General features: G+C 60.0%; 17 protein-coding genes. 14 read left to right on the top strand and 3 right to left on the bottom strand.

The genetic code is table 11. The features are described from left to right. Nucleotides 1-2: 2 nt before the first annotated feature. From tssK to tagH, 3 genes are read right to left on the bottom strand one after another with little or no spacing between them, the layout of a single operon-like run. A complete protein-coding gene (gene tssK, locus AAEO81_RS01660) occupies nucleotides 3-1,337 on the bottom strand; it encodes a type VI secretion system baseplate subunit TssK (RefSeq protein WP_341961259.1) in 1,335 nt (444 codons plus the stop codon). Nucleotides 1,338-1,352: 15 nt separating this feature from the next. After that, nucleotides 1,353-1,865: a type VI secretion system lipoprotein TssJ gene (gene tssJ / locus AAEO81_RS01655; RefSeq protein ID WP_341961258.1), complete on the bottom strand. Its 513-nt coding sequence runs from the start codon at nucleotides 1,863-1,865 to the stop codon at nucleotides 1,353-1,355. Nucleotides 1,866-1,917: 52 nt separating this feature from the next. Next, nucleotides 1,918-3,288, bottom strand: coding sequence for a type VI secretion system-associated FHA domain protein TagH (tagH, locus tag AAEO81_RS01650; protein ID WP_341961256.1), 1,371 nt, complete (start codon nucleotides 3,286-3,288; stop codon nucleotides 1,918-1,920). Between the two features lie 391 nt (nucleotides 3,289-3,679). Between tagH and tssA the strand changes: the two genes are divergently transcribed. From tssA to AAEO81_RS01580, 14 genes are all read left to right on the top strand, one after another. Further along, nucleotides 3,680-4,708, top strand: a complete 1,029-nt coding sequence (tssA, locus tag AAEO81_RS01645; RefSeq protein ID WP_341961254.1) for a type VI secretion system protein TssA — start codon at nucleotides 3,680-3,682, stop codon at nucleotides 4,706-4,708. Nucleotides 4,709-4,816: 108 nt separating this feature from the next. Then, nucleotides 4,817-5,347, top strand: a complete 531-nt coding sequence (gene tssB, locus AAEO81_RS01640) for a type VI secretion system contractile sheath small subunit (RefSeq protein WP_166595854.1) — start codon at nucleotides 4,817-4,819, stop codon at nucleotides 5,345-5,347. 15 nt (nucleotides 5,348-5,362) lie between these two features. Beyond that, entirely contained in the window at nucleotides 5,363-6,856 is a 1,494-nt protein-coding gene (gene tssC / locus AAEO81_RS01635; protein WP_166595855.1) for a type VI secretion system contractile sheath large subunit, read from the top strand. Nucleotides 6,857-7,045: 189 nt separating this feature from the next. After that, nucleotides 7,046-7,534, top strand: coding sequence for a type VI secretion system tube protein Hcp (locus tag AAEO81_RS01630; RefSeq protein WP_166595856.1), 489 nt, complete (start codon nucleotides 7,046-7,048; stop codon nucleotides 7,532-7,534). A gap of 74 nt (nucleotides 7,535-7,608) precedes the next feature. Beyond that, nucleotides 7,609-8,067, top strand: coding sequence for a type VI secretion system amidase effector protein Tae4 (locus AAEO81_RS01625; RefSeq protein WP_341964439.1), 459 nt, complete (start codon nucleotides 7,609-7,611; stop codon nucleotides 8,065-8,067). Next, complete coding sequence (locus AAEO81_RS01620; RefSeq protein WP_341961250.1) at nucleotides 8,067-8,495, top strand: hypothetical protein; 429 nt, start codon at nucleotides 8,067-8,069, stop codon at nucleotides 8,493-8,495. The genes AAEO81_RS01625 and AAEO81_RS01620 overlap by 1 nt, the downstream gene beginning before the upstream one ends. Further along, on the top strand, nucleotides 8,489-9,004 hold the full coding sequence (gene tssE / locus AAEO81_RS01615; protein WP_341964438.1) for a type VI secretion system baseplate subunit TssE: 516 nt from the start codon (nucleotides 8,489-8,491) through the stop codon (nucleotides 9,002-9,004). The genes AAEO81_RS01620 and tssE overlap by 7 nt, the downstream gene beginning before the upstream one ends. Continuing rightward, nucleotides 9,001-10,860: a type VI secretion system baseplate subunit TssF gene (gene tssF, locus AAEO81_RS01610; protein ID WP_341961248.1), complete on the top strand. Its 1,860-nt coding sequence runs from the start codon at nucleotides 9,001-9,003 to the stop codon at nucleotides 10,858-10,860. Before tssE ends, tssF begins: the two co-directional genes overlap by 4 nt. Further along, complete coding sequence (tssG, locus tag AAEO81_RS01605; protein ID WP_341964437.1) at nucleotides 10,824-11,903, top strand: type VI secretion system baseplate subunit TssG; 1,080 nt, start codon at nucleotides 10,824-10,826, stop codon at nucleotides 11,901-11,903. Before tssF ends, tssG begins: the two co-directional genes overlap by 37 nt. Further along, nucleotides 11,896-14,574: a type VI secretion system ATPase TssH gene (tssH, locus tag AAEO81_RS01600; protein ID WP_341961246.1), complete on the top strand. Its 2,679-nt coding sequence runs from the start codon at nucleotides 11,896-11,898 to the stop codon at nucleotides 14,572-14,574. Before tssG ends, tssH begins: the two co-directional genes overlap by 8 nt. Nucleotides 14,575-14,705: 131 nt before the next feature. After that, nucleotides 14,706-16,649: a type VI secretion system tip protein VgrG gene (locus tag AAEO81_RS01595; RefSeq protein WP_341961244.1), complete on the top strand. Its 1,944-nt coding sequence runs from the start codon at nucleotides 14,706-14,708 to the stop codon at nucleotides 16,647-16,649. A gap of 25 nt (nucleotides 16,650-16,674) precedes the next feature. After that, complete coding sequence (locus tag AAEO81_RS01590) at nucleotides 16,675-17,109, top strand: DcrB-related protein (protein WP_341961243.1); 435 nt, start codon at nucleotides 16,675-16,677, stop codon at nucleotides 17,107-17,109. Between the two features lie 24 nt (nucleotides 17,110-17,133). Continuing rightward, nucleotides 17,134-21,501, top strand: coding sequence for an RHS repeat-associated core domain-containing protein (locus AAEO81_RS01585; protein WP_341961241.1), 4,368 nt, complete (start codon nucleotides 17,134-17,136; stop codon nucleotides 21,499-21,501). A 1-nt stretch (nucleotide 21,502) separates the two neighbouring features. Further along, on the top strand, nucleotides 21,503-21,901 hold the full coding sequence (locus tag AAEO81_RS01580) for a hypothetical protein (protein WP_341961240.1): 399 nt from the start codon (nucleotides 21,503-21,505) through the stop codon (nucleotides 21,899-21,901). Nucleotides 21,902-21,915: the final 14 nt, after the last annotated feature.

Below are 21,915 nucleotides of genomic sequence, written 5' to 3'. Positions count from 1 at the left end.
CGTTATCCTCGGATGGCCCAGAAAGCCAGGTTCAACCCGGGAAATTCGCCGGCGACATGGAACGCGAAACCGCCCGACTGTGCCAGCAGCTTCCAGTGCTCGCTGCCACGATCCAGTTCGTAATAAGTCGACCCTGCGTGGAACGGAATCTGTCGAGGCGCCACGGGTAACGGCAACAGGCTGATGCCCGGCAATTGCAGGTTGACCAGATCGCGGATGTGCTCGACCGAACCGATCTTGCTCTGCTGTGCAAAGCGGCCACGCAGCGTCTCGCTGGGCATGTCGGCGCGCACCACCAGAATGAAGCTGGCGTTGTCAATCAAGGTGCGATCCTTGAGCATGCCCACGTGAATGCCGTACGCCTTTTCGAGGATAGGGATCGGCGTGGCCTTGCTGTCGATCAGCATCGAGAGGGCTTCACGCAACGCGTCTATCACTGGCGCGAAACTCGCCGCCAGATCGTCATGCTGATAACGCACGAACGCGTCCGGCCTGCGTCCCGCGTTCGAGAAGGTTGCGAACTCCCCCGCGAGGCTCACCAGTTCGCTGTAAAGACGCTCAGGGTGCAGCGGACTCAACTGGCTGAGGTGACTGATCAACGGTTGAGCGCGGTTGACCAGTTGCAGAAGCATGAAATCGGCAATTTCCGAAGCGCCGCCCGCGCCCGACGCGACCACCCGTCCCGCCAATGCCTCGCCTCGTTGGTGGAGCAAGCCCGACAATTCGCTGTGAAAGGCCGTGAGCGAGGCCGACGCCGCCACATCAAGGACCGGCGGGATGTAACTGTCATCCAGCACCAGTGCGCGGTCGGCGCGTCTTTCCTTGATCCGCACCAGTCCAACGGCAGCGTAGTCGCTCAAGCCCTCCTTCTCGGTGAGCAACCGAAAGGCCCGCGCACCTACGGCAACGGGTACGCGATTCTCGAATGGCGCGTTGTCGTCGCGGACTTCACGTACCTGACTGACGAAGCGCGCCCCGCCCGGTGCTTCCCCCTCGTCCACCGTGTCTCGCTGCCCCGCACGCTTGAGCGGTAGGGCCAGGTAAATCACACCATCGCGCAAACCGTCCTCGACGTTCAGCGGGCTGGGCGCCAGGTCATCATGGGGAATGTTGAACGGCGTGCCATCGGGAAGCAGCCCGCGTGCAGAGGTGATCGCCAGCTTGCCCTGCGCCAGCAGTCCGTGATCCAGCGACAGCTCGGAAAAGCCCCACGCCCCCGCCGACAGCGGACGGCTTCGCGCATCGATGAGATTCTCCAGGTAGCGGTCATGCTGCTGAAAGTGCTGTGTTCCGATGAACATGCCTTCCGACCAGACCACACGATTGTTCCAGGCCATGGGTTCTCCGATTGTCTATTGGGCAGGGCGGACAGATTGAGCGGCAGATGCGCGGCTCACGCTGACGGCATGGGTGTCAAGGTGGATCTGGTATTCGCTGGCCTGACGTGGCGTGACGCTCAGCAATGCGCGCCATTGGGCTTGATCGATTTCGCGATAGCCCACGGCGAGTCCGACCTGGCGAGTGGCTTCGTTGAGGTGGCGCTCCAGAGTCAAGTCCTGTCCCGGTTGCAGCAGCACTTCATCCTGATCGATCAGGTCGGCGGACAATGCACTTGGCGCACGCTCGGCCAGAGCGAAATAATCCGCACGACCGAAATTGGCAGCGTTTTTCAATTCGAAAAGCCGCACCCGCACAGGCGCAGGCTGGCCATTGGCACCCGGGTTTAACCCGGCTGCGGCGCTGAAATGCAGCGTGACGGTGGAAGCATCAGGGGTCGTGTCGACCGGCTGCGGCGGTTCCGCGTTTTTGGCACAAGAAACCAGCAACAGCGCCATGGCCATTGCCGATACCACTCTTCGAAACATCCTTCGTCCTCGTGACGTACTGACTGTCTATCCGTTTTTCCTGGTGTGTCGCTCAAGAGCGGCGCAGTCGCGTGCTGTGTTCCTCGTAGGCGCGGCTGAATTCACGGCCGAAGAGCACTTGAAAATCGTCTTCGGCTTCGCGGGAAATCTGCGTGTAAAGCTCGGTGAATTGCTGCCAGTGCTGGGCCTGACGTGAGCCGAACAGGTTCGACAGGGCGCCGGGCTTGCCCATCCGCGCCTCAAGCTCCCCAGGTTCGAAACGCTTGAGCAGCGCTTTGATTGCCGCCTCAACGCCCGCCATCACGGCAAGCTGGTGGGCACGCAGATCGTTGAAACTGTCCGCAATCGCGTGATCCGGCGCCATGAACGCCTGATTGCCGTGACGCAACAGCAACATCAGCGCCTCGTCGGCATTGGGCGCGAATTTCAGTGGATTGTTTTCCACGGGCTGAATCATGGTTTGCTGCAAGCGAAACTCACCCTTCAGGCTGCTGCGCGCCCGCAGCACGTCAATCAGCCCCTCAACCATCAGCCGGTAACTGCGCCCGATGGATTCCATCTGCGCCTCGGTCTGAGCCGAATCAATCCGCAGGTGATCGAGACCCGCACCGCGCAGAAATGCCTTGAGCAGATCCGGATTTGACACGGAGGAAGCAGACTCATGTGGGTTGTCCACAAGAGGGCTTGGCACCGTGGAAACAGGCTCCGAATGAATCACTGAAACAACGGGAACAGGATCGGGCTGCACGACAGGAGCAGGCGCCTGGACCTTGGGCGTGTCAGCGAAAAGATCCCAGTCTTCGGGAATGACGCCAGGTGCCGAAACCTGTTTGGGCGGTGCGGGCGGAATGTTGGGCATGGGCGGCCGAAAATCATGACGTTCCGCCGGGACATGATCCGACTGGGTGGCCGGCGGGACGCTGGACGGGGTCAGGAAATCGAACAAATCGGGGAACGTGTCCTGAGCCGCACCGCCTTGAAAATGCGCGGCAGGAGAAATGTCCAGCGCGACCGGCGTAGAGCTGTTCTGACGCCCCATCAACGCTTCGAAACTGTCGGAATAGTCAACTTTTGAAAGTCCCACTTCAGGCTCTTTCATTGCTGAATCAATACGCGCTTGAATCTCGTAATCACCAATGCGGATAACTTCGCCGTTTTCGAGCGGTTCGCTGTTTCCACGACGGAGCCGGACGCCCGCGTTTACGAGCTCGACGCCATTAGTGCTGTTGTCGGTAATGTAGTAACGGCCGTCTTTATATTGAATGACGCAATGTCGTGAAGAAACAAGACGTTCGGGATCGGGAAGTACCCAGTCATTTTCTTGACTGCGGCCAATTGCCATCACCCCGGTTCCCAGTGTTTTTTCAGGAACTTGGCCAGGGGTTATCTTGTGATAACTGGTGATAGTCAGACAGAGCGACACTGCGCCTCCTTGCTTGCACTTAGGGCCTCCAGACACAGACACGGGGGTCTACGCCTGACAGGGGAATGTCGTGCAAAAACGCTCAAAAAACAGTTTTAAACGGGTCAAACGGTGGCTTTTTCAAGATTCTAACCACACATCCGTGACAGTCGTACAGAGACTGACTCGCCAGTCCTGCTGGCTGTTACATACATCACAACTGTCACAGAGGGCGCATAGCTTACCTTGACAACGGATAACTTCCACACCAAAAATGCACAACTTTCTGAACATGAATGATGTCCATGTGACATCACAGATCATATAAAACAAAGAATGTTCCGTAGTTGGCGTAGGAAATTTCCTCGTTAACTATCAGAGTTATCCGCACCCGATAAGGAGATCGATTTTGGTGGATGTTCCGTTGTTGCTCGCTGCAGTTTCCGCGAACTCTCCCTGTGGCGAAGACCTGGAGTATGACGCGGACTTTTTGCAGTTGGAGCGCGACGCCCAAGGCAAGCCCGAGCGCAGTATGGGTGATGCCGTTCACCCGGCGGAGCCGCCTGATTGGCGACGTGTGGAACAGTCCAGCATCGCACTTCTGCAACGCAGCAAAGACCTGCGAATCACCCATTTTCTCCTGCAAAGCGCCTTGGCCCTCGACGGATTTTCGGGGCTGGCCAACGCCCTGACGCTGATCAACGACCTGTTGGGACAGTACTGGCCAACGCTCTACCCGCAGCTCGATTCGGACGACGACAACGATCCCACCGTACGCATCAACGCCCTGTCCGGAATCGCCTGCGACACCAACGTTCGGCTGTTGCGTGAGAGCCTGCTGACCCGCTCACGTGCGCTCGGCTCGGTCAGCCTGCGAGCGGCGCTGAACGCCAGCGGCTTGCAGAGTTTCGCAGACGAACACCTCACCGCCGACGAATTGGCAGGCGCACTGCGCGACACCGACGCCGAGCAGTTGTCCGCCGTGCGCTCCGCATTGCAGGAAGCCCACAGCGCTGTCGACGCCATCGAGCATTACGTGTCCAGCCAAGTGGGTTCGGCGCAGGGCGTGGACTTGTCCGCTCTGAAGCAACCGCTCAAGCAGGCGCTGCACATCCTCGCCGAGTACGCGCCGGGCGGCATCGTGACCGAGACAAATGCCCGCGAAACACGCGAAACCGAGGCATTCGTTGAGCCGTCACCAGAACGCGCTGAACTCGTCGCACCGCGCATGTCCGGGGACGTGAACAACCGCGATGACGTGGTCCGCAGCCTCGACAAAATTCTGAGTTACTACGCCCGCAGCGAGCCTTCCAGCCCGCTGCCAGTGTTGCTGAATCGCGCGAAAAATCTGGTGCACGCTGACTTCGCGACCATCGTGCGCAATCTGATTCCCGACGGCATGTCCCAATTCGAAAACCTGCGCGGGCCCGACCTCGAGTAACCCGGTTCGCTCAGACAGCGAACCAATACCGACCAGGATCACGCAACCCCGTTACCGGCCTCGACCGATGACGCCAATCACGTCGCAGCAGCGACCAGGAGGAGCAACGTGGCGAACACTAGTTCTCAGAAATTCATTGCGCGCAACCGCGCCCCGCGGGTCCAGATCGAATACGACGTCGAGCTGTACGGCGCCGAGAAGAAGGTCCAGCTGCCTTTCGTGATGGGTGTGATGGCGGACCTCGCCGGTAAGCCCGCCGAACCGCTGGCCGCCGTGGCGGATCGCAAGTTTCTGGAAGTCGATGTCGACAACTTCGATTCGCGTCTCAAGGCCATGCAGCCTCGCGTCGCGTTTCATGTCCCGAACGAACTGACCGGCGAAGGCAACCTCAGCCTCGATATCACGTTCGAGAGCATGGACGACTTCAGCCCTGCCGCCGTGGCACGCAAGGTCGATTCGCTCAATCAGTTGCTCGAAGCGCGTACCCAACTGGCCAACCTGCTGACCTACATGGACGGCAAGACAGGCGCAGAAGAAATCATCATGAAGGCGATCAAGGACCCGGCCCTGCTGCAAGCCTTGGCCAGCGCGCCGAAACCGCAAGGCGCTCAGCCCCAAGACACCGAGCCGAAGGCCTGATCAGGACGAACGACCATGACTGAATTGCTGCGTGACACCCAGGCCCCCGCCGCCCAGACCGAAGACGCCAACGCGTTCGCATCGCTGCTGTTGCAAGAGTTCAAACCCAAGACCGAGCGTGCTCGCGAAGCCGTTGAAACCGCCGTTCGCACCCTTGCCGAGCAGGCACTGGCGCAGACCGATCTGGTCTCCAACGACGCCATTACGTCGATCGAGTCGATCATTGCCGCCATCGACGCCAAGCTCACCGCGCAAGTGAATCAGGTGATCCATCACCCGGAATTTCAGCAATTGGAAAGCGCGTGGCGTGGGCTGCATTACCTCGTCAACAACACCGAAAGCGATGAGCAACTGAAGATTCGCGTGCTGAACATCTCCAAGCCGGAGTTGCACAAGACCCTGAAGAAATTCAAGGGCACGGCGTGGGACCAAAGCCCGGTTTTCAAGAAGATGTACGAGGAAGAATATGGCCAGTTCGGCGGCGAGCCTTACGGCTGTCTGGTCGGCGATTACTATTTCGACCAGTCGCCACAGGACGTCGAGCTGCTGACCGAGCTGTCGAAAACCTGCGCGGCGATGCATGCCCCCTTCATCGCAGCGGCCTCGCCGACCGTGATGGGCATGGGGTCGTGGCAGGAGCTGTCGAACCCGCGTGACCTGACCAAGATTTTTACCACCCCGGAATACGCAGGCTGGCGTTCGCTGCGTGAATCGGAAGACTCGCGCTACATCGGCCTGACCATGCCGCGCTTCCTGGCTCGCCTGCCGTATGGCGCCAAGACTGATCCGGTGGAAGCCTTCGCGTTCGAAGAAGACACCGACGGTGCCGACAGCGCCAAGTACACCTGGGCCAACGCGGCCTATGCGATGGCGGTGAACATCAACCGGTCGTTCAAGCATTACGGCTGGTGTTCGCGAATCCGTGGCGTCGAGTCCGGCGGCGAAGTGCAGAACCTGCCTGCCCATACGTTCCCGACCGATGATGGCGGCGTGGACATGAAGTGCCCGACCGAAATCGCGATCTCCGACCGTCGCGAAGCCGAGCTGGCCAAGAACGGTTTCATGCCGCTGCTGCACAAGAAAAACACCGATTTCGCCGCCTTCATTGGCGCGCAGTCCTTGCAGAAACCGGCCGAATACGACGACCCGGACGCCACGGCCAACGCCAATCTGGCGGCGCGCCTGCCGTACCTGTTCGCCACCTGCCGCTTCGCCCATTACTTGAAGTGCATCGTGCGCGACAAGATCGGCTCCTTCAAAGAGAAGGACGAGATGCAGCGCTGGTTGCAGAACTGGATCTTGAACTACGTCGATGGGGACCCCGCGCATTCCACCGAAACCACGAAGGCGCAGCAACCGCTGGCAGCTGCCGAGGTGGTGGTCGAGGACGTCGAGGGCAATCCGGGTTACTACAACTCGAAGTTCTTCCTGCGCCCGCACTACCAGCTTGAAGGGCTGACAGTGTCGCTGCGCCTGGTGTCCAAGCTGCCTTCGGCGAAGGGCGCCTGATAGCGCGATCTCGACACTGTGGGAGCGAATTTATTCCGGAACTGACTGGCAGGCGCCGCAAATGGATCGCCCGTCCGACCGCTTCTCGAATGAATTCGCGCCTACAGATTGAACCCCGAATCCTGAATGCCCACCGAATCCGGGCATTCGGGTCATCAACATCGTGGTGAAGACCACACTGGAGAAAACATGGCTGTTGATATCTTCATCAAGATTGGCGACATCAAGGGCGAGTCGCAGGACAAGGCCCACAAGGACGAAATCGATGTTCTGAACTGGAGCTGGGGCATGACTCAGTCCGGCAACATGCACACCGGTGGTGGCGGCGGTGCGGGCAAGGTCAGCGTTCGGGACCTGTCGTTCACCAAGTACATCGACAAGGCAACGCCGAATCTGATGATGGTGTGCTCCAGCGGCAAGCACATCGACAAGGTCACCTTGACCGTGCGCAAGGCCGGTGGCGAGAGCCAGGTCGAGTATCTGGTGATTACGCTGGAGGAAGTCATCGTGACCGGCTACGACACCGGTGGCTCGGGTGCAGAGGATCGCCTGACCGAGAAGTTGACGCTGAACTTCGCCCAGGTTCGTGTCGACTACCAGCCTCAGAAAGCTGACGGCACCAAGGATGGCGGCCTGATCAAGTACGGCTGGAACATCCGCACCAACACCAAGCTGTGATTGTCTCCATGCGCCTGCTCATCGCGGAGCAGGCGCGTGGCTCAATTGGACATTTTTTGCAGGGAGCCGTAGCCGTGGCCAAGCCGTCGTTTATCAATTTGTGGAATGCCTACGAAAGATTGATGGCCGATCATCCCGCCGGCGATCCATGTGATGGGCCATGGGTCAACCAGTGTGCGATTCGCATGAGCATTACGCTCAATGCCGAGCACACGATCAAGGTAAACAAATCCACCTACAGCGAACCCAAATGCGCCCATGAGCACGCCAGAGGGGCAGAGTCCCTGGCCAATTGGCTGTGGAAAAACCAGCTCGGGCGTCCGGCGATTTATACGAATGGCGCATCTGATCGCGACAAAATCCTGAACAAGGTGGGGATCATTTTCTTCAAGGATTTCTTTTATCAGCCCAATGATGCAGAAGGACATCCAAGCGGGGATCACATTGATCTGTGGGACCGCGGGATTACCGCTACAAGGGGCAGCGACTACTTCCATCGATCCAAAAGCGTCTGGTTCTGGGAGCTCGCGTGATGAAATCTCTTGCTGTCATCCTTCTGAGCCTACTGACCTTCGCAGCGTACGCTGGCACTAAACCCCAAGATCAGAAGGAAATACGCAAACTCGCTTTCGATGGCCGGAACATCAGCCTGGTCAACGACGAAGGTCAGTGCGCCTTGGCACGCTCAGACGATTCGTTGCTGCGCCTTGATGTGAAATGGCCTTGCCAATTCAGCCAAAACTTTCTGGGTAAGGCAGTTCTCGAAAACTACCTTTCGGCAGACATATTTATGGTTCAGCACAGCAATCGCGCAGCACCTCCCGACACAAACTGCACGACGGATCTGCAGGCCATCCGCTATTTCAAAGGCCACGTGGAACTTGCTCCGGTACACCAAGTGGAAAGATGCAATATCCGCCGGTGGGACCAGAAAATCTTCGTTGGGCAGTTCGACTGGTGAACACCCTGACCTCTCGCGAACGCTTGCAGCCCTCGCTGCTCGACCGTCTCACCGATGATGAACCCGGCAATCTGCAGGAAGGTGCGGACAAACGCGTGCTGTCGCTCACCCAGCTCAAGGCGTCGGTATTACGAGACCTGACCTGGCTGCTCAATACCACGTCCTTGCTCGATGCCGATGCCACGTTGCACACCCCTGCCGGCACATCAGTGATTAATTACGGTCTGCCTGCACTGGCCGGCAACAGCGCGTCGAGCATTGATGTCGGTGTTCTGGAGGGCTTGATTCATCAGGCCATCGCCACATTTGAGCCACGCATCCTGCGCCACACCTTGCGTGTCCGCGCCCAGACCTTGCCCGACCAGATGAACCACAACGCCCTGAGTTTCGAGATCGAAGGCGACCTGTGGGCGCAACCGGTGGCGCTGCCGCTCTTATTGCGCACCGATCTGGATCTGGAATCCGGTCATGTGCAGGTTGTGCCAGCCGAACAACGGAGACGCACATGAACCCGCGTCTGCTGGAACTGTACAACCAGGAACTGCAACACGTACGCGAAAGCGCGGCGGAGTTTGCCAAGGAATACCCGAAAATCGCCGGGCGCCTGACGCTGTCCGGGCTGGACTGCGCCGACCCGTATGTCGAGCGTCTGCTGGAAGGATTTGCTTATCTCACGGCGCGAGTGCAGTTGAAGCTCGACGCCGAGTACCCGACCTTCACCCACAATCTGCTGGAAATCGCCTACCCGCATTACCTCGCACCGACGCCGTCGATGACGGTGGTGCAGATGCAGATCGACCCCAACGAAGGCTCGCTGAGCAGCGGCTTTACCCTGCCCCGTGACAGCGTGTTGCGCGCCACCTTGGGTCGGGACTCTCAGACATCCTGTGAATACCGCAGCGCCCATGCCGTTACCCTGTGGCCGCTCAAGGTCAGCCACGCTGAATATTTCGGCAATCCCGCGACTGTATTGGGCCGCCTCGCCGCCAGCGAACCCAAGGCGAAAGCCGGGTTGCGGATCACGCTGAAGACCGGCGCCGAACTGCCGTTCAATTCGCTGAATCTGGAAAACCTGCCGCTGTACCTTAATGGCGCGGATGAATTGCCGTTTCATCTTTACGAGCAGTTGTTGGGCAATGCCTGCGCGGTGTTTGCACGACAGCCCGGCAGCGATTGGGTGGAGCGCCTGCCAAGTGACGCGCTGAAGCCTCGTGGATTCGACGACCGGGAAGCCGCAATGCCCGTGGTCGCGCAGGCGTTTCAGGGCTATCGGCTTTTACAGGAATATTTCGCCCTGCCCCAGCGCTACCTGTTCGTCGACTTCACCGGGCTGAGTCGTGCGGTGCAACGGTGCGAAGGCCAAGAGCTGGAATTGATCGTGCTGTTCGAGCGCCTTGATCAGAGCCTTGAAGGCAGCGTCGGGTCTCAGCAGTTCGTGCCGTTCTGCACCCCGGCGATCAATCTGTTTCCGCGTCGTGTCGATCGGATTCACCTGTCTGACCGGGTCAACGAACACCACGTGATCGCTGATCGCACGCGCCCGATGGATTTTGAAATTCATTCGCTGACTGGCGTGACAGGGCATGGCACCGGTCCCGAACAGGCCTTTTTGCCGTTCTACGCGGTGCGCGATCCATCGCGTTATGGCCGTGACAAAGCCTATTACACACTACGTCGCGAACCTCGCGTGCTGTCCAGCGAACAACGCCGCACCGGCACGCGCTCAACCTACGTCGGCAGCGAAACCTTTGTCAGCCTGGTGGACAGTCAACAGGCCCCGCATCGTCATGATCTGCGTCAACTGGGCGTCAGCGCGTTGTGCACCAATCGCGACCTGCCGTTGTTCATGAACGTGGGTGGCGGCAAGACCGACTTCACCCTCGCCGACAGTGCACCCGTAACATCGATTCGTTGCCTGGCAGGCCCAAGCCGTCCTCGCGCCAGCCACGCCCACGATCAGAAAGCCTGGCGCCTGATCAGCCAACTCTCGCTGAATTACCTGTCACTCAGCGAGCAGGGCCAAGGCGCTGCGGCATTGCGCGAGTTGCTGCGCCTTTACGGCGACGCTCAAGACGCGGCATTGCAATTGCAGATCGAGGGGCTGATTGACGTGAGCAGCAAGCCCTGCACCCGACGCCTGCCGATGCCGGGGCCCATCGTGTTTGGGCGTGGATTGGAAATCACCCTGGAGTTCGACGAGAACGCCTTTCGCGGCACGGGCGTGTTTCTGATGGGCTCGGTGTTCCAGCGCTTTCTGGCGCGCTACGTGTCCATCAACAGCTTCACCGAAACGGTAATTCGCACCCGCGAGCGCGGCGAGATCATGCGCTGGAAAGCTCAGCCCGGTCGGCGTCCGACATTGTGAGTACGCTCACCGACATGCACGAAGCGCCGTGGGAGTACGATTTCTTCCAGGCGCTGCGGCGCATCGAGTGCGAGTCCCCGGACCTGCCGCGCCTCGGGCATTCCGTGCGACTGGCCGACGACCCGTTGAGACTGGGTCAGCAGCCCGACTGCGCTTTCGCGCCTTCGACCCTGGCAGCGCTGACGCCTGCTGACGACGAACGGCCAGCGCGGCTCGAACAGTATTTCTTCGGTCTGGGCGGCCCCAACGGCCCGTTGCCGCTCCACCTCACCGAGTACGTCCGCGAGCGCGAGCGCAATAACGCCGACAGCACCAGCAAGCGCTTTCTGGACGTGTTCCATCATCGCCTGCTCAGTCTGTTTTATCGGGCGTGGGCGGAGGCTCGACCCACCGTCAGCCACGACCGGCCTGATGATGATTACTGGTCCGCCCGGCTCGCCGCGTTCAGTGGCAGAGGCATGCCGAGCCTGCTGAATCAGGGGCTGATTCCCGACACCGCCAAGCTGCACTTCAGCGGTCACCTGTCCGCGCAAACCCGCTACCCCGATGGCCTGAAAGCGATTCTTGAGGATTATTTCGGCTTGCCGGTGGCGATCGAAGAGTACGTGGGTCAGTGGCTCGAATTGCCCGAGCGGAGCCGCGTGGGTGTCAGCGCCAACCAGTTGGGGATCGATTTCTGTCTGGGCAGCCATGTCTGGGATCGCCAGCACAAATTCCGCATCCGCCTCGGTCCTCTCACGCTCGACGAATACATGGGCATGCTGCCCGACGGCGAGCCCTTCAAGCACCTGGTGGCGTGGGTCGCTGAATACCTGGGCCATGAGCTGGACTGGGACCTGAACCTGATCCTGCAACAACCGCACATTCCCACATTGCAACTCAACGGCCAGTTTCGCCTGGGGTTCAACACCTGGCTGGGACAGCCGAAAGAAGACGCCGACGACCTGATTCTCGCCCGACATTACGCCGATGAGGCGAGTGCCGCGCAACCTGACGTCGCGCCTTCACCACACCAATTCGCAAGGAGCACGGAACATGGGTGAAATCAGTCGCGCGGCGCTGTTCGGCAAACTCAACAGTGTTGGTTACAAGGCTATCGAAGCCGCCACGGTCTTTTGCAAGCTGCGGGGCAACCCGTACGTGGAACTGGCGCACTGGTTTCATCAGTTACTGCAACTGCAAGATTCCGACCTGCACCGCATCATTCGCCAATTCAACGTCGAACCGGCGCGCCTCGCCCGCGACTTGACCGAAGCGCTGGATCGCCTGCCACGCGGGTCGACGTCGATCACCGATCTGTCGTCCCATGTCGAAGAAGCCGTCGAGCGCGGCTGGGTTTACGGCAGCCTGATGTTTGGTGAAAGCCAGGTGCGCACGGGCTATCTGCTGATCGGCATCCTCAAGACGCCAAGCCTGCGTCACGCGTTGCTGGGCCTGTCAGGCGAGTTCGACAAGATCAAAACCGAAGCCCTGAGTGAGCGCTTTGACGAGTACGTTGGCGATTCCCCGGAAAACGCCCTCAGCGCCAACGACGGCTTCAACGCCGCCTCGACACCCGGCGAGGCCAGCGGCGCAATCGCGCCGAGTGCGATGGGCAAACAGGAAGCCCTCAAACGTTTCACCGTGGACATGACCGAACAGGCCCGTAGCGGCAAGCTCGACCCTATCGTCGGGCGCGACGAAGAGATTCGGCAAATGGTCGACATCCTCATGCGCCGTCGGCAGAACAACCCGATCCTCACGGGTGAAGCGGGCGTCGGCAAAACCGCCGTGGTCGAAGGCTTTGCGCTGCGTATTGTGGCCGGTGACGTGCCACCTGCACTCAAGGACGTCGAACTGCGCAGCCTCGACGTCGGCCTGTTGCAAGCCGGGGCGAGCATGAAAGGCGAGTTCGAACAGCGTCTGCGTCAGGTTATCGAAGACGTTCAGGCCTCGCCGAAGCCGATCATCCTGTTCATTGACGAAGCCCATACGCTGGTGGGCGCGGGCGGTGCGGCGGGGACGGGCGATGCCGCCAACCTGCTGAAGCCCGCTCTGGCGCGGGGCACCTTGCGCACGGTCGCGGCGACGACGTGGGCCGAGTACAAAAAACACATTGAGAAAGACCCCGCCCTCACCCGACGTTTCCAGGTGGTGCAGGTCGGCGAGCCGTCGGAGGACAAGGCCCTGCTGATGATGCGCGGCGTCGCCTCGACGATGGAAAAACACCATCAGGTGCAGATTCTGGACGAAGCGCTGGAGGCCTCGGTCAAGCTGTCCCATCGCTACATTCCAGCGCGTCAGTTGCCGGATAAATCCGTCAGCCTGCTGGACACCGCCTGCGCCCGCGTTGCCATGAGCTTGCACGCGGTGCCTGCGGAGGTCGACGACAGCCGTCGCCGGATCGAAGCGCTGGAAACCGAGTTGCAGATCATTGCGCGGGAGCATGCGATTGGTATCGACACGGGCGCACGCCGCACCAACAGCGAGAATCTGCTGAGCAGCGAGCGCGCACGACTGACAGAACTGGAAAGCCGCTGGAGCGAAGAGAAGTCGCTGGTGGACGAGCTGCTCGCCACACGCGCCGAGTTGCGCGAAATCGCGGGCGTCGTCGATCAGGACGTTGGGGCCGGGCAAAGCCACGCGCTGCGGGAAAAGCTGGTTGACCTGCAATCACGCCTCAGCGCCCTGCAAGGCGAAAGCCCGTTGATTCTCCCCACCGTCGATTATCAGGCCGTCGCCTCGGTGGTCGCCGACTGGACCGGCATCCCCGTCGGCCGCATGGCGCGCAACGAGCTGGAAACCGTGCTCAACCTCGACCAGCACTTGAAAAAGCGCATCATCGGCCAGGACCACGCGCTGCAGATGATCGCCAAGCGCATCCAGACGTCTCGCGCGGGCCTCGACAACCCGAGCAAACCCATCGGCGTGTTCATGCTCGCGGGCACCTCGGGGGTGGGCAAGACCGAAACCGCCCTCGCCCTGGCCGAAGCCATGTACGGCGGCGAGCAGAACGTTATCACCATCAACATGAGCGAGTTCCAGGAAGCTCACACGGTCTCGACGCTCAAGGGCGCCCCGCCCGGTTACGTCGGCTACGGCGAAGGCGGCGTGCTGACCGAGGCGGTGCGTCGCAAACCGTACAGCGTCGTGCTGCTGGACGAGGTGGAAAAAGCTCACCCGGATGTGCACGAAATCTTCTTTCAAGTGTTCGACAAGGGCGTGATGGAAGATGGCGAAGGCCGGGTGATCGACTTCAAGAACACCCTGATCCTGCTCACCACCAACGCCGGTACCGAGCTGATTTCACACCTGTGCAAAGACGCGCAAAACGTGCCCGATCCGGAAGAGATCGCCAAAGCCCTACGTCAGCCGTTGCTGGAAATCTTCCCGCCCGCGCTGCTCGGGCGGCTGGTGACCATCCCGTATTACCCGCTGAGCGACACCATGCTCAAGGCGATCACGCGTCTGCAACTGAACCGCATCAAGAAACGCGTGGAAAACACGCACAAGGTCGCATTCGACTACGACGACGCGGTGGTCGATTTGATCGTCTCGCGCTGCACCGAAACCGAAAGCGGCGGCCGAATGATCGACACCATTCTGACCAACACCCTGCTGCCGGACATGAGCCGCGAGTTCCTGACGCGCATGCTCGACGGCAAGCCGATGGCGGGGGTCAGGATCAGCGAGCGGGATAACCAGTTGGATTATCAATTTAGCGATCGAGGTTAAGCACCTCTTCGCTTTTGTAGGAGCGCGCTTGCCCGCGATGGCGGTGTGTCAGTGAGTGCATAGGTTTCAGACACATTGCATTCGCGGGCAAGCGCGCTCCTACAAGCGCCCACACATCATTCGGAATAATCATGCTATTCACGCAACTCACCCGCTTGGCGCAAGTCAGCAGCCCGCTCGGCCCGGATGTTCTGCTGCTCAAAAGCCTGGCCGGCACGGACGAATTGGGTCGGCTGTTCACCTACGAGCTTCAACTGACCTCCCACGACGACGCCATCGACCTCAACCAACTGCTCGGCAAGCCCATGAGCGTGTCGGTGCAGTTGGACGGTGGCGGCAGCCGTCACTTTCACGGGCTGGTCGCGCGGTGCGGTCAGGGCGTGGACACGGGCCAGTTCGCCAGCTATCAAGTCACCTTGCGCCCTTGGCTGTGGATGCTGACCCGCACGTCCGACTGCAAGATTTTTCAGCACCTGACGATCCCGCAGATCATCAAGCAGGTGTTTCGCGACCTCGGCTTTTCCGATTTCGAAGACGCCCTCAGCCGCCCGTATCGGGAGTGGGAGTACTGCGTTCAGTACCGGGAAACAAGCTTCGATTTCGTCAGCCGCTTGATGGAACAGGAAGGGATTTATTACTTCTTCCGCCAGGAAAAGGACCGTCACGTGCTGGTCCTGGCCGATGCCTACGGCGCTCATGCACCTGCACCCGGTTACGAATCCGTGCCGTTTTATCACCCCGACGGCCAGCATCGGGAACGGGATCACATCAGCGGCTGGAAACTCGCGCAGGAAGTCCAGCCCGGTTCTCTTGAACTCAACGACTACGATTTCCAACGCCCCAGCGCGCGCATCGACGTGCGTTCCGCCATGCCCCGTCCACACAGCGCGGGCGACTATCCGCTGTTCGACTACCCCGGCACCTACGTGCAGAGTGAGGACGGCGAACACTACGCGCGCACCCGCATCGAAGCGATTCAGAGCCTGCACGAACGGGTCGAGCTGAACAGCAACGCACGCGGTCTTGGCGCCGGCCATGTGTTCAGCCTCAGCGGCTTCAGCCGTCAGGATCAGAACCGGGAATACCTGATTGTCCGCGCCGAATACACGGTCACCCAGGAAAGCCTGGAAACCGGTCAGGGCAATGGTGGACTGCAATTCGAAAGCGACCTCACCTGCATCGACGCGCACCAGAGTTTCCGTCCTCTGCCCGCCACCCCGCGCCCCATCGTCAAAGGCCCGCAGACCGCCCTCGTCGTCGGCCCCGAGAAAGAAGAAATTTTCACCGACTCCTTTGGCCGCGTGAAAGTGCACTTCTATTGGGACCGCCACGATCAGTCCAACGAAAACAGCTCCTGCTGGATTCGGGTGTCCCAAGCCTGGGCCGGTAAAAACTGGGGTTCGATGCAAATTCCGCGCATCGGCCAGGAAGTCATTGTCAGTTTTCTGGAAGGCGACCCCGACCGTCCGATCATCACCGGGCGCGTCTACAACGCCGAACAGACCGTGCCCTACGACCTCCCCGCCAACGCCACGCAAAGCGGCACCAAAAGCCGTTCGAGCAAAGGCGGCACGCCCGCGAACTTCAACGAAATCCGCATGGAAGACAAAAAGGGCGAGGAGCAGCTGTACATCCATGCCGAGCGTAATCAGGACATCGTGGTCGAGGTCGATGAGAGCCATTCGGTGGGGCATGACCGGCATAAAAGCATTGGTAATGATGAGCAGGTGACGATTGGTCGAAACCGGGTTCGCGCCGTCAAACAGGACGATGTGTTGCTGGTGGGGTCGAGCAAAACTGACAGCATCAGTCGCAGCTATCTGATTGAGGTCGGTGACAACCTGCGTCTGGTGTGTGGCAAGAGCGTGCTGGAGCTCAACGCCAGCGGCCAGATCAACCTGACGGGCGTGCAGTTCAATTTCAATACCGAAGGCAGCGCCGAGATCAACACCGGCGGCAAGCTGCACTTGAACATCGGCGGTGGCCCGGGCGCAACGCCCGATGGCCAGGGCGACAAGGGCAGCATCGATGCCGCCGTCAAAGGGATGTTTCCCGAACCCAAATCCAGCCAGTGACCCTATTTGAAGAGAAGCCGTTGTCATGACTTACCGCATCAATGAATTCCAGTTCGCGCTGCCAGATGCCGAGCTGCAAGACAGCTCCATCAACATTCTCAAGTTTCCGGCGCTTGAGACCAGCCTGATTATCAGCCGCAGTTTTCTGGCCGATGACGAGACATTGCACAGCAATTTCGATGCACAGCTCAAGCGGTTGGAGCAACAGGTCAGCGGCCTCCGTTATCAGCCCCCGCAGGCCGTCCGCGTGGGTCCGGCGCAAGAAATCGAGGCATTGGAATTGCGCAGTCAATTCAGCAAGGCCGCCGACAACGTGTATCAGTACCAACTGGCGCTGGTGCTGCCTGGCACCCGCAAAATGCTCGCGCTGAGTTACGTCAAGGCTCAGCCGCTGGGCGATGCCGAGGCTGAACACTGGACGCGGATAAAACTGTCCCTGACGTTCGACGGCATTCAGTGAGGTCGCCGCGAATGAGGGAAACGGATGTCTGACGCGTTATGGGCGGCCAGGGTAGGCGACGCGCTGTCACATACCTCGATGATGGCGGACATTCTTGGCGGCGTGCTCGAAGTGGCCGCCAACGTAGCAATAGGCGCATTGGCCACGGCTGCGGTGGTGGCGGCGACGGGCCTCACCGTCGCCACGGGTGGTCTGGGTGCCTGCGTGCTGGGGGCGGTGGTCGGCGTGGTGGTGGGCGTGGTCATGAGCAAGACCGGCGCCGACAAGGGGCTGAGCTCGTTATGCGAAGACATCGGCAACGGGCTGTTCCCGCCCACGGTGCAGGCCACGATTTCGACAGGCTCTACCGACACGTTCATCAATGGCATCCCGGCAGCGCGAGCGGCAGGCTCGGTGCCGTCAATGCTCGCCCCCACCGGTTCGGCCGAGGCAATTCCCGAAGAGGCTCAAGGTGAAGAGCCGGGCTTTCTCGACATGGCCAAAGGATTCTTCTCGCAAATGTGGCGTCCCACGGTGGCCGTCCCCGCGCCGGGTGTCGTTCCCAAACCGCTGGATTTGGTGCTTTGCACTCGGCATCCGCCAATGCCTCCGCAGTTTCTTGCCGAAGGCTCGGACAAGGTCACCATCAACGGCCAGCCCGCCGTTCGAAGCGGGGATCGCAGCACCTGTGATGCCACGGTCGTGTCCTCGGGACTGATCTCGCCCAACGTGCGCATCGGCGGCGGCAAAGTCGTGGTACGCGAGATTCGCAGCGGCAAAACGCCGGGCATCGGTTTGGCGATTACCGCGTTGATGATGCTCAAAGGCAGCAAAGGCAAATTCCTCAGCAATTTGCCGTGCATGCTGATGAGTGGGGTGAATTCTTTTGTCGTGAGTTCTGCGATGGGCGCGTTGACCAACGCTATCGCCGGCTCGCCGAACCCCGTCCACGCGGCGACAGGGGCGAAAGTTCTGGGAGGCGCCGAAGAGCTGGATTTCGTCTTGCCCGGCATCCTTCCGCTGGCATGGCAACGCTTCTACAGCAGCCGGGACGAGCGACGTGACAGCCTGTTCGGCGCGGGTTGGAGTGTCGCGCATGAAATCAGCGTGCAGGTCGAACCGCATCCGGACGGCGGCGAACGGCTGGTTTACATCGATGAACAAGCACGGCGGATTGATATGGGATCGATTCCGCTGGGCGGCGCCACGTTCAGCGCAGGCGAAGGTTTGGCCGTGCGGCGTCATGGCAACGGCCAGTTGCTGATCGAAAGCGAAGACGGTGTGTATCGGCTGTTTGAGCCGACGCTGGCCGACCCAGCCCGCTTGCGTCTGACGCAATGGGGAGACCGGAATGACAACCGCCTTTATCTGGATTACGACGCTGACGGGCGGCTGATCCAGCTGCGCGACACCTTCGATGTTGTGCGGGTGACGTTGGTCTATTCGGCGCAATGGCCGGGGCGCGTCGAGCGCATCGACCGGGTATTCGACGATCAATCCGTCGAAACGCTGGCGACCTACGGATTTGACGTGCGCGGCGATCTGTCCGAAGTCCGTGATGCATTGGGCCATGTGCAGCGGCGCTTCACCTACGACAGCGCTCAACGGATGGTCGAGCATCAATTGCCCACAGGGCTGCGCTGTTTTTACGATTGGGCTTTGATCGATGATCGTGAGTGGCGCGTCGTGCGTCACTGGACCGATGAAGGTGACGAATACCGCTTCGACTATGACCTGAGTGCAGGCGTGACGCGGATCACCGATGGCCTGAACCGAGCGAGCTTTCGTCGTTGGAACGCGCAGCACCAGATCACCGAGTACACCAATAATCTGGGCGATACCTGGCAATTTTCGTGGAACGATGAGCGTCAGTTGCTGGGGGCCACCGATCCCCAAGGCGGACAGTGGCAGTACGCCTATGACGAGGCAGGCAATCTCTGTTCAACCCAGGACCCGTTGGGGCGCATCACCTCAACACTCTGGCTGGAGCACTGGTCGCTGCCGTTGACCGAGACCGACGCGGCGGGCCATAGCTGGCAATACCGTTACGATGCACGCGGCAATTGCACCCACGAGACCGACCCGCTCGGTCATCTCACCCAGTACCGCCACGACGAGCGCGGACAGGTCCGGGAAATCGTCGATGCCACGGGCAAGATCAAACGGCTGCATTGGAACGAACACGGGCAGTTGACCGAACACATCGACTGCTCCGGATACCGCACAGCGTTCGGCTATGACCGACGCGGCCACCTGCACTTCATCGCCGATGCGCTGGGTGAGCGCACGGTGTATCAGCACGATGCTCAGGGACGGCTGCTGCAGCGCCAGCTGCCCGAAGGGCGCGTCGAGCATTACATGCGAGACAGCAGCGGACGACTGACCGGCTACACCGATCCCGCAGGCCATACCACCCGTTATCAATACGACCGCCGTGGCCGGGCGCTGCAACGCCTCGACGCTCATCAGCGTCAGGTGCAGTTTCATTACGATGGCTATGGTCGGCTGGACGCGCTGACCAACGAGAATGGCGAGCGCTATCGATTTGCGTGGGATGCAGGGGATCGGCTGGTCGCACAGCAGGATCTGGATGGCAGTCAAAAGCGCTACACCTACGACGCGCTGAACAATCCGGTTCGAGTCGAACAACGGCCCTCACTGGACGCGGGCATTCCAGCTTCTGACGCGATGAGCCATCTGCTGGAACGCGATGCGGTGGGACGATTGATCGCCAAGACAACCGCCGATGGTCGAACGGATTACCGCTACGACGCGCGGGATCAACTTACCGAGATCACTTTCACCAATCCGGACGGCGCGCAGCAAAGGGTGGGCTTCACTTACAACGCCCTTGGCCAATTGCTGACTGAAAACTCTGCCTCCGGGACGCTTGAGCATCATTACGACGAACTGGGCAATCTCACTCAGACCCTGCTGCCGGATGGCCGCTGGCTCAATCGTCTGCATTACGGCAGCGGCCATTTGCACCAGATCAATCTGGGCGGCCAAGTCATCTGCGACTTTGAACGTGACCGGTTGCATCGCGAGGTGCTGCGCACCCAAGGCCAAATCAACACCCGCAGCCAGTACGACCGCAGCGGCCGGTTGCGCACGCGCCAGCAACGCCTCGCCGGTCAACCGGTTCAATTGCCGGCCGAGAGCGCAAAAGACTATGAATATGACCTTGCAGACAATCTGATCAGCCGCCTGCAGCGGAATCGTCAAGGCGATCAGCGCACACTGCTGCACTACGATGCCACGGCGCGAATTCTCGCCACTCAGGAAAGCGCTCACGGTCGCGATGAAATCTTCGCCTACGACGCAGCGGCCAACCTGCTGGACGGTCCCTGTCCCAACGCCGGATGGGTCCGCCATAACAAGCTGCTGACCTGGCAGGACAAACGCTATCGCTACGATGGCTTCGGCCGAATGATCGAAAAACACAGCGTGCGACAGGGCACACAGCGCTTCGTTTACGACGCCGAGAGCCGTTTGCTCGAAGTGCACAATCCGAACGGTCATGTAGTGCGCATGACCTACGACCCGCTGGGTCGACGCGTCGGCAAAAGCGAACACAACGCGAAGGGTTTGCTGATCGGCGAAACCCGCTTCACGTGGGACGGCCTGCGTCTGCTACAGGAGTATCGTCACGCCCAGACCAGCCTTTATGTCTACGCGGACGATGGCCACGAGCCTGTCGCGCGGGTCGACGGCAGCGGCGACTTTCAGAAAATCCGCTATTACCACAACGACCTCAACGGCCTACCCGAACAACTGACCGAGACCGACGGCCACATCGTCTGGCAGGCGCGTTACCAAGTCTGGGGCAACACCGCCGAAGAGGTTCGCGAGCCCTATTTCATTGAAGAGCAGAACCTGCGTTTTCAAGGCCAATACCTTGATCGCGAGACCGGACTGCACTACAACACCTTCAGGTTCTACGACCCGGACGTGGGCCGGTTTACCACGCCAGACCCGATTGGGCTGGCGGGTGGGATCAATCTGTATGCGTATGCGCCGAATCCGATTGGGTGGGTGGATCCGCTGGGTTGGAAACCATGCTTCCGAGACGCAAAAGCTCAAGCTCATGCTGAGTCGATCATCAAGAGACATGGCGGCGTGGCGGCGGCTGAAAACCGGTATCAAATGCCTAATCGGCGCGCGGCGCGACAGGCTGCTTCGGAGATTGCGGGTAATTTGGGGTCCAGACCTGTGCCTTTTACAAAGGCAGAATTCCGAGGCGGACCGCCTACCTGGAAAAACTCGCAAACCAAAATCGGGATGAGAAATCAATCTGAAACATCTGGATGGAGAGATGACTCACCGGGTCACCCTCAGCTGGGTGCTGGACCCCACGTAAATGCGTGGAACACTGAAAAAGGCATCACATCCAACCTTCATCTGGACTACTGATATGAAAAAAAACGCCATACGCTGGAGTTCGAATCTCGAGAATGCGCTGGATGTCGGGGTGAAGCCTTATTGGTACACGGTTTGTCATGCGCAAAATGAGTTACCAGAACATCCGGAGAAAAACCCGTGGAATCAAGACGAGGCTGAGTTTGAAACGACTGTTTATCTTGCGGATGACTGCGTAATAACAATGCGCCCAGCTCGTTACTCTCTGAATACGGATGGTGGTGGTGACTATGAAAAAGATCACTACTTTCTGGAAGTCTCCAACCAAGACGCTTCCGTTATCCTCAGTTCAGCCCAGACCTACAGGTGGGAGGAGGTAAACCAACTGGCGTTGTTTTTTAGAGGCATATCGTTCACCGCTGCAACTCGGGTTTGGAAGGTAAAAAAGCCGTAGCCCATTAACCCCCG

It is taken from the genome of Pseudomonas sp. RC10 (genome assembly GCF_038397775.1).
Classification (GTDB): domain Bacteria; phylum Pseudomonadota; class Gammaproteobacteria; order Pseudomonadales; family Pseudomonadaceae; genus Aquipseudomonas; species Aquipseudomonas bambusae.
The sequence above is the reverse complement of the archived record's forward strand: the minus strand, read 5'-3'. Positions and strand labels throughout refer to the sequence as shown.

Excerpts from the sequence above, each read along its gene's own strand:
- tssK (WP_341961259.1), bottom strand. The coding sequence starts at position 1,337 with ATGGCCTGGAACAATCGTGTGGTCTGGTCGGAAGGCATGTTCATCGGA.
- tssJ (WP_341961258.1), bottom strand. The coding sequence starts at position 1,865 with ATGTTTCGAAGAGTGGTATCGGCAATGGCCATGGCGCTGTTGCTGGTT.
- tssC (WP_166595855.1), top strand. The coding sequence starts at position 5,363 with ATGACTGAATTGCTGCGTGACACCCAGGCCCCCGCCGCCCAGACCGAA.
- AAEO81_RS01630 (WP_166595856.1), top strand. The coding sequence starts at position 7,046 with ATGGCTGTTGATATCTTCATCAAGATTGGCGACATCAAGGGCGAGTCG.
- AAEO81_RS01620 (WP_341961250.1), top strand. The coding sequence starts at position 8,067 with ATGAAATCTCTTGCTGTCATCCTTCTGAGCCTACTGACCTTCGCAGCG.
- tssF (WP_341961248.1), top strand. The coding sequence starts at position 9,001 with ATGAACCCGCGTCTGCTGGAACTGTACAACCAGGAACTGCAACACGTA.
- tssH (WP_341961246.1), top strand. The coding sequence starts at position 11,896 with ATGGGTGAAATCAGTCGCGCGGCGCTGTTCGGCAAACTCAACAGTGTT.
- AAEO81_RS01595 (WP_341961244.1), top strand. The coding sequence starts at position 14,706 with ATGCTATTCACGCAACTCACCCGCTTGGCGCAAGTCAGCAGCCCGCTC.
- AAEO81_RS01590 (WP_341961243.1), top strand. The coding sequence starts at position 16,675 with ATGACTTACCGCATCAATGAATTCCAGTTCGCGCTGCCAGATGCCGAG.
- AAEO81_RS01585 (WP_341961241.1), top strand. The coding sequence starts at position 17,134 with ATGTCTGACGCGTTATGGGCGGCCAGGGTAGGCGACGCGCTGTCACAT.
- AAEO81_RS01580 (WP_341961240.1), top strand. The coding sequence starts at position 21,503 with ATGAAAAAAAACGCCATACGCTGGAGTTCGAATCTCGAGAATGCGCTG.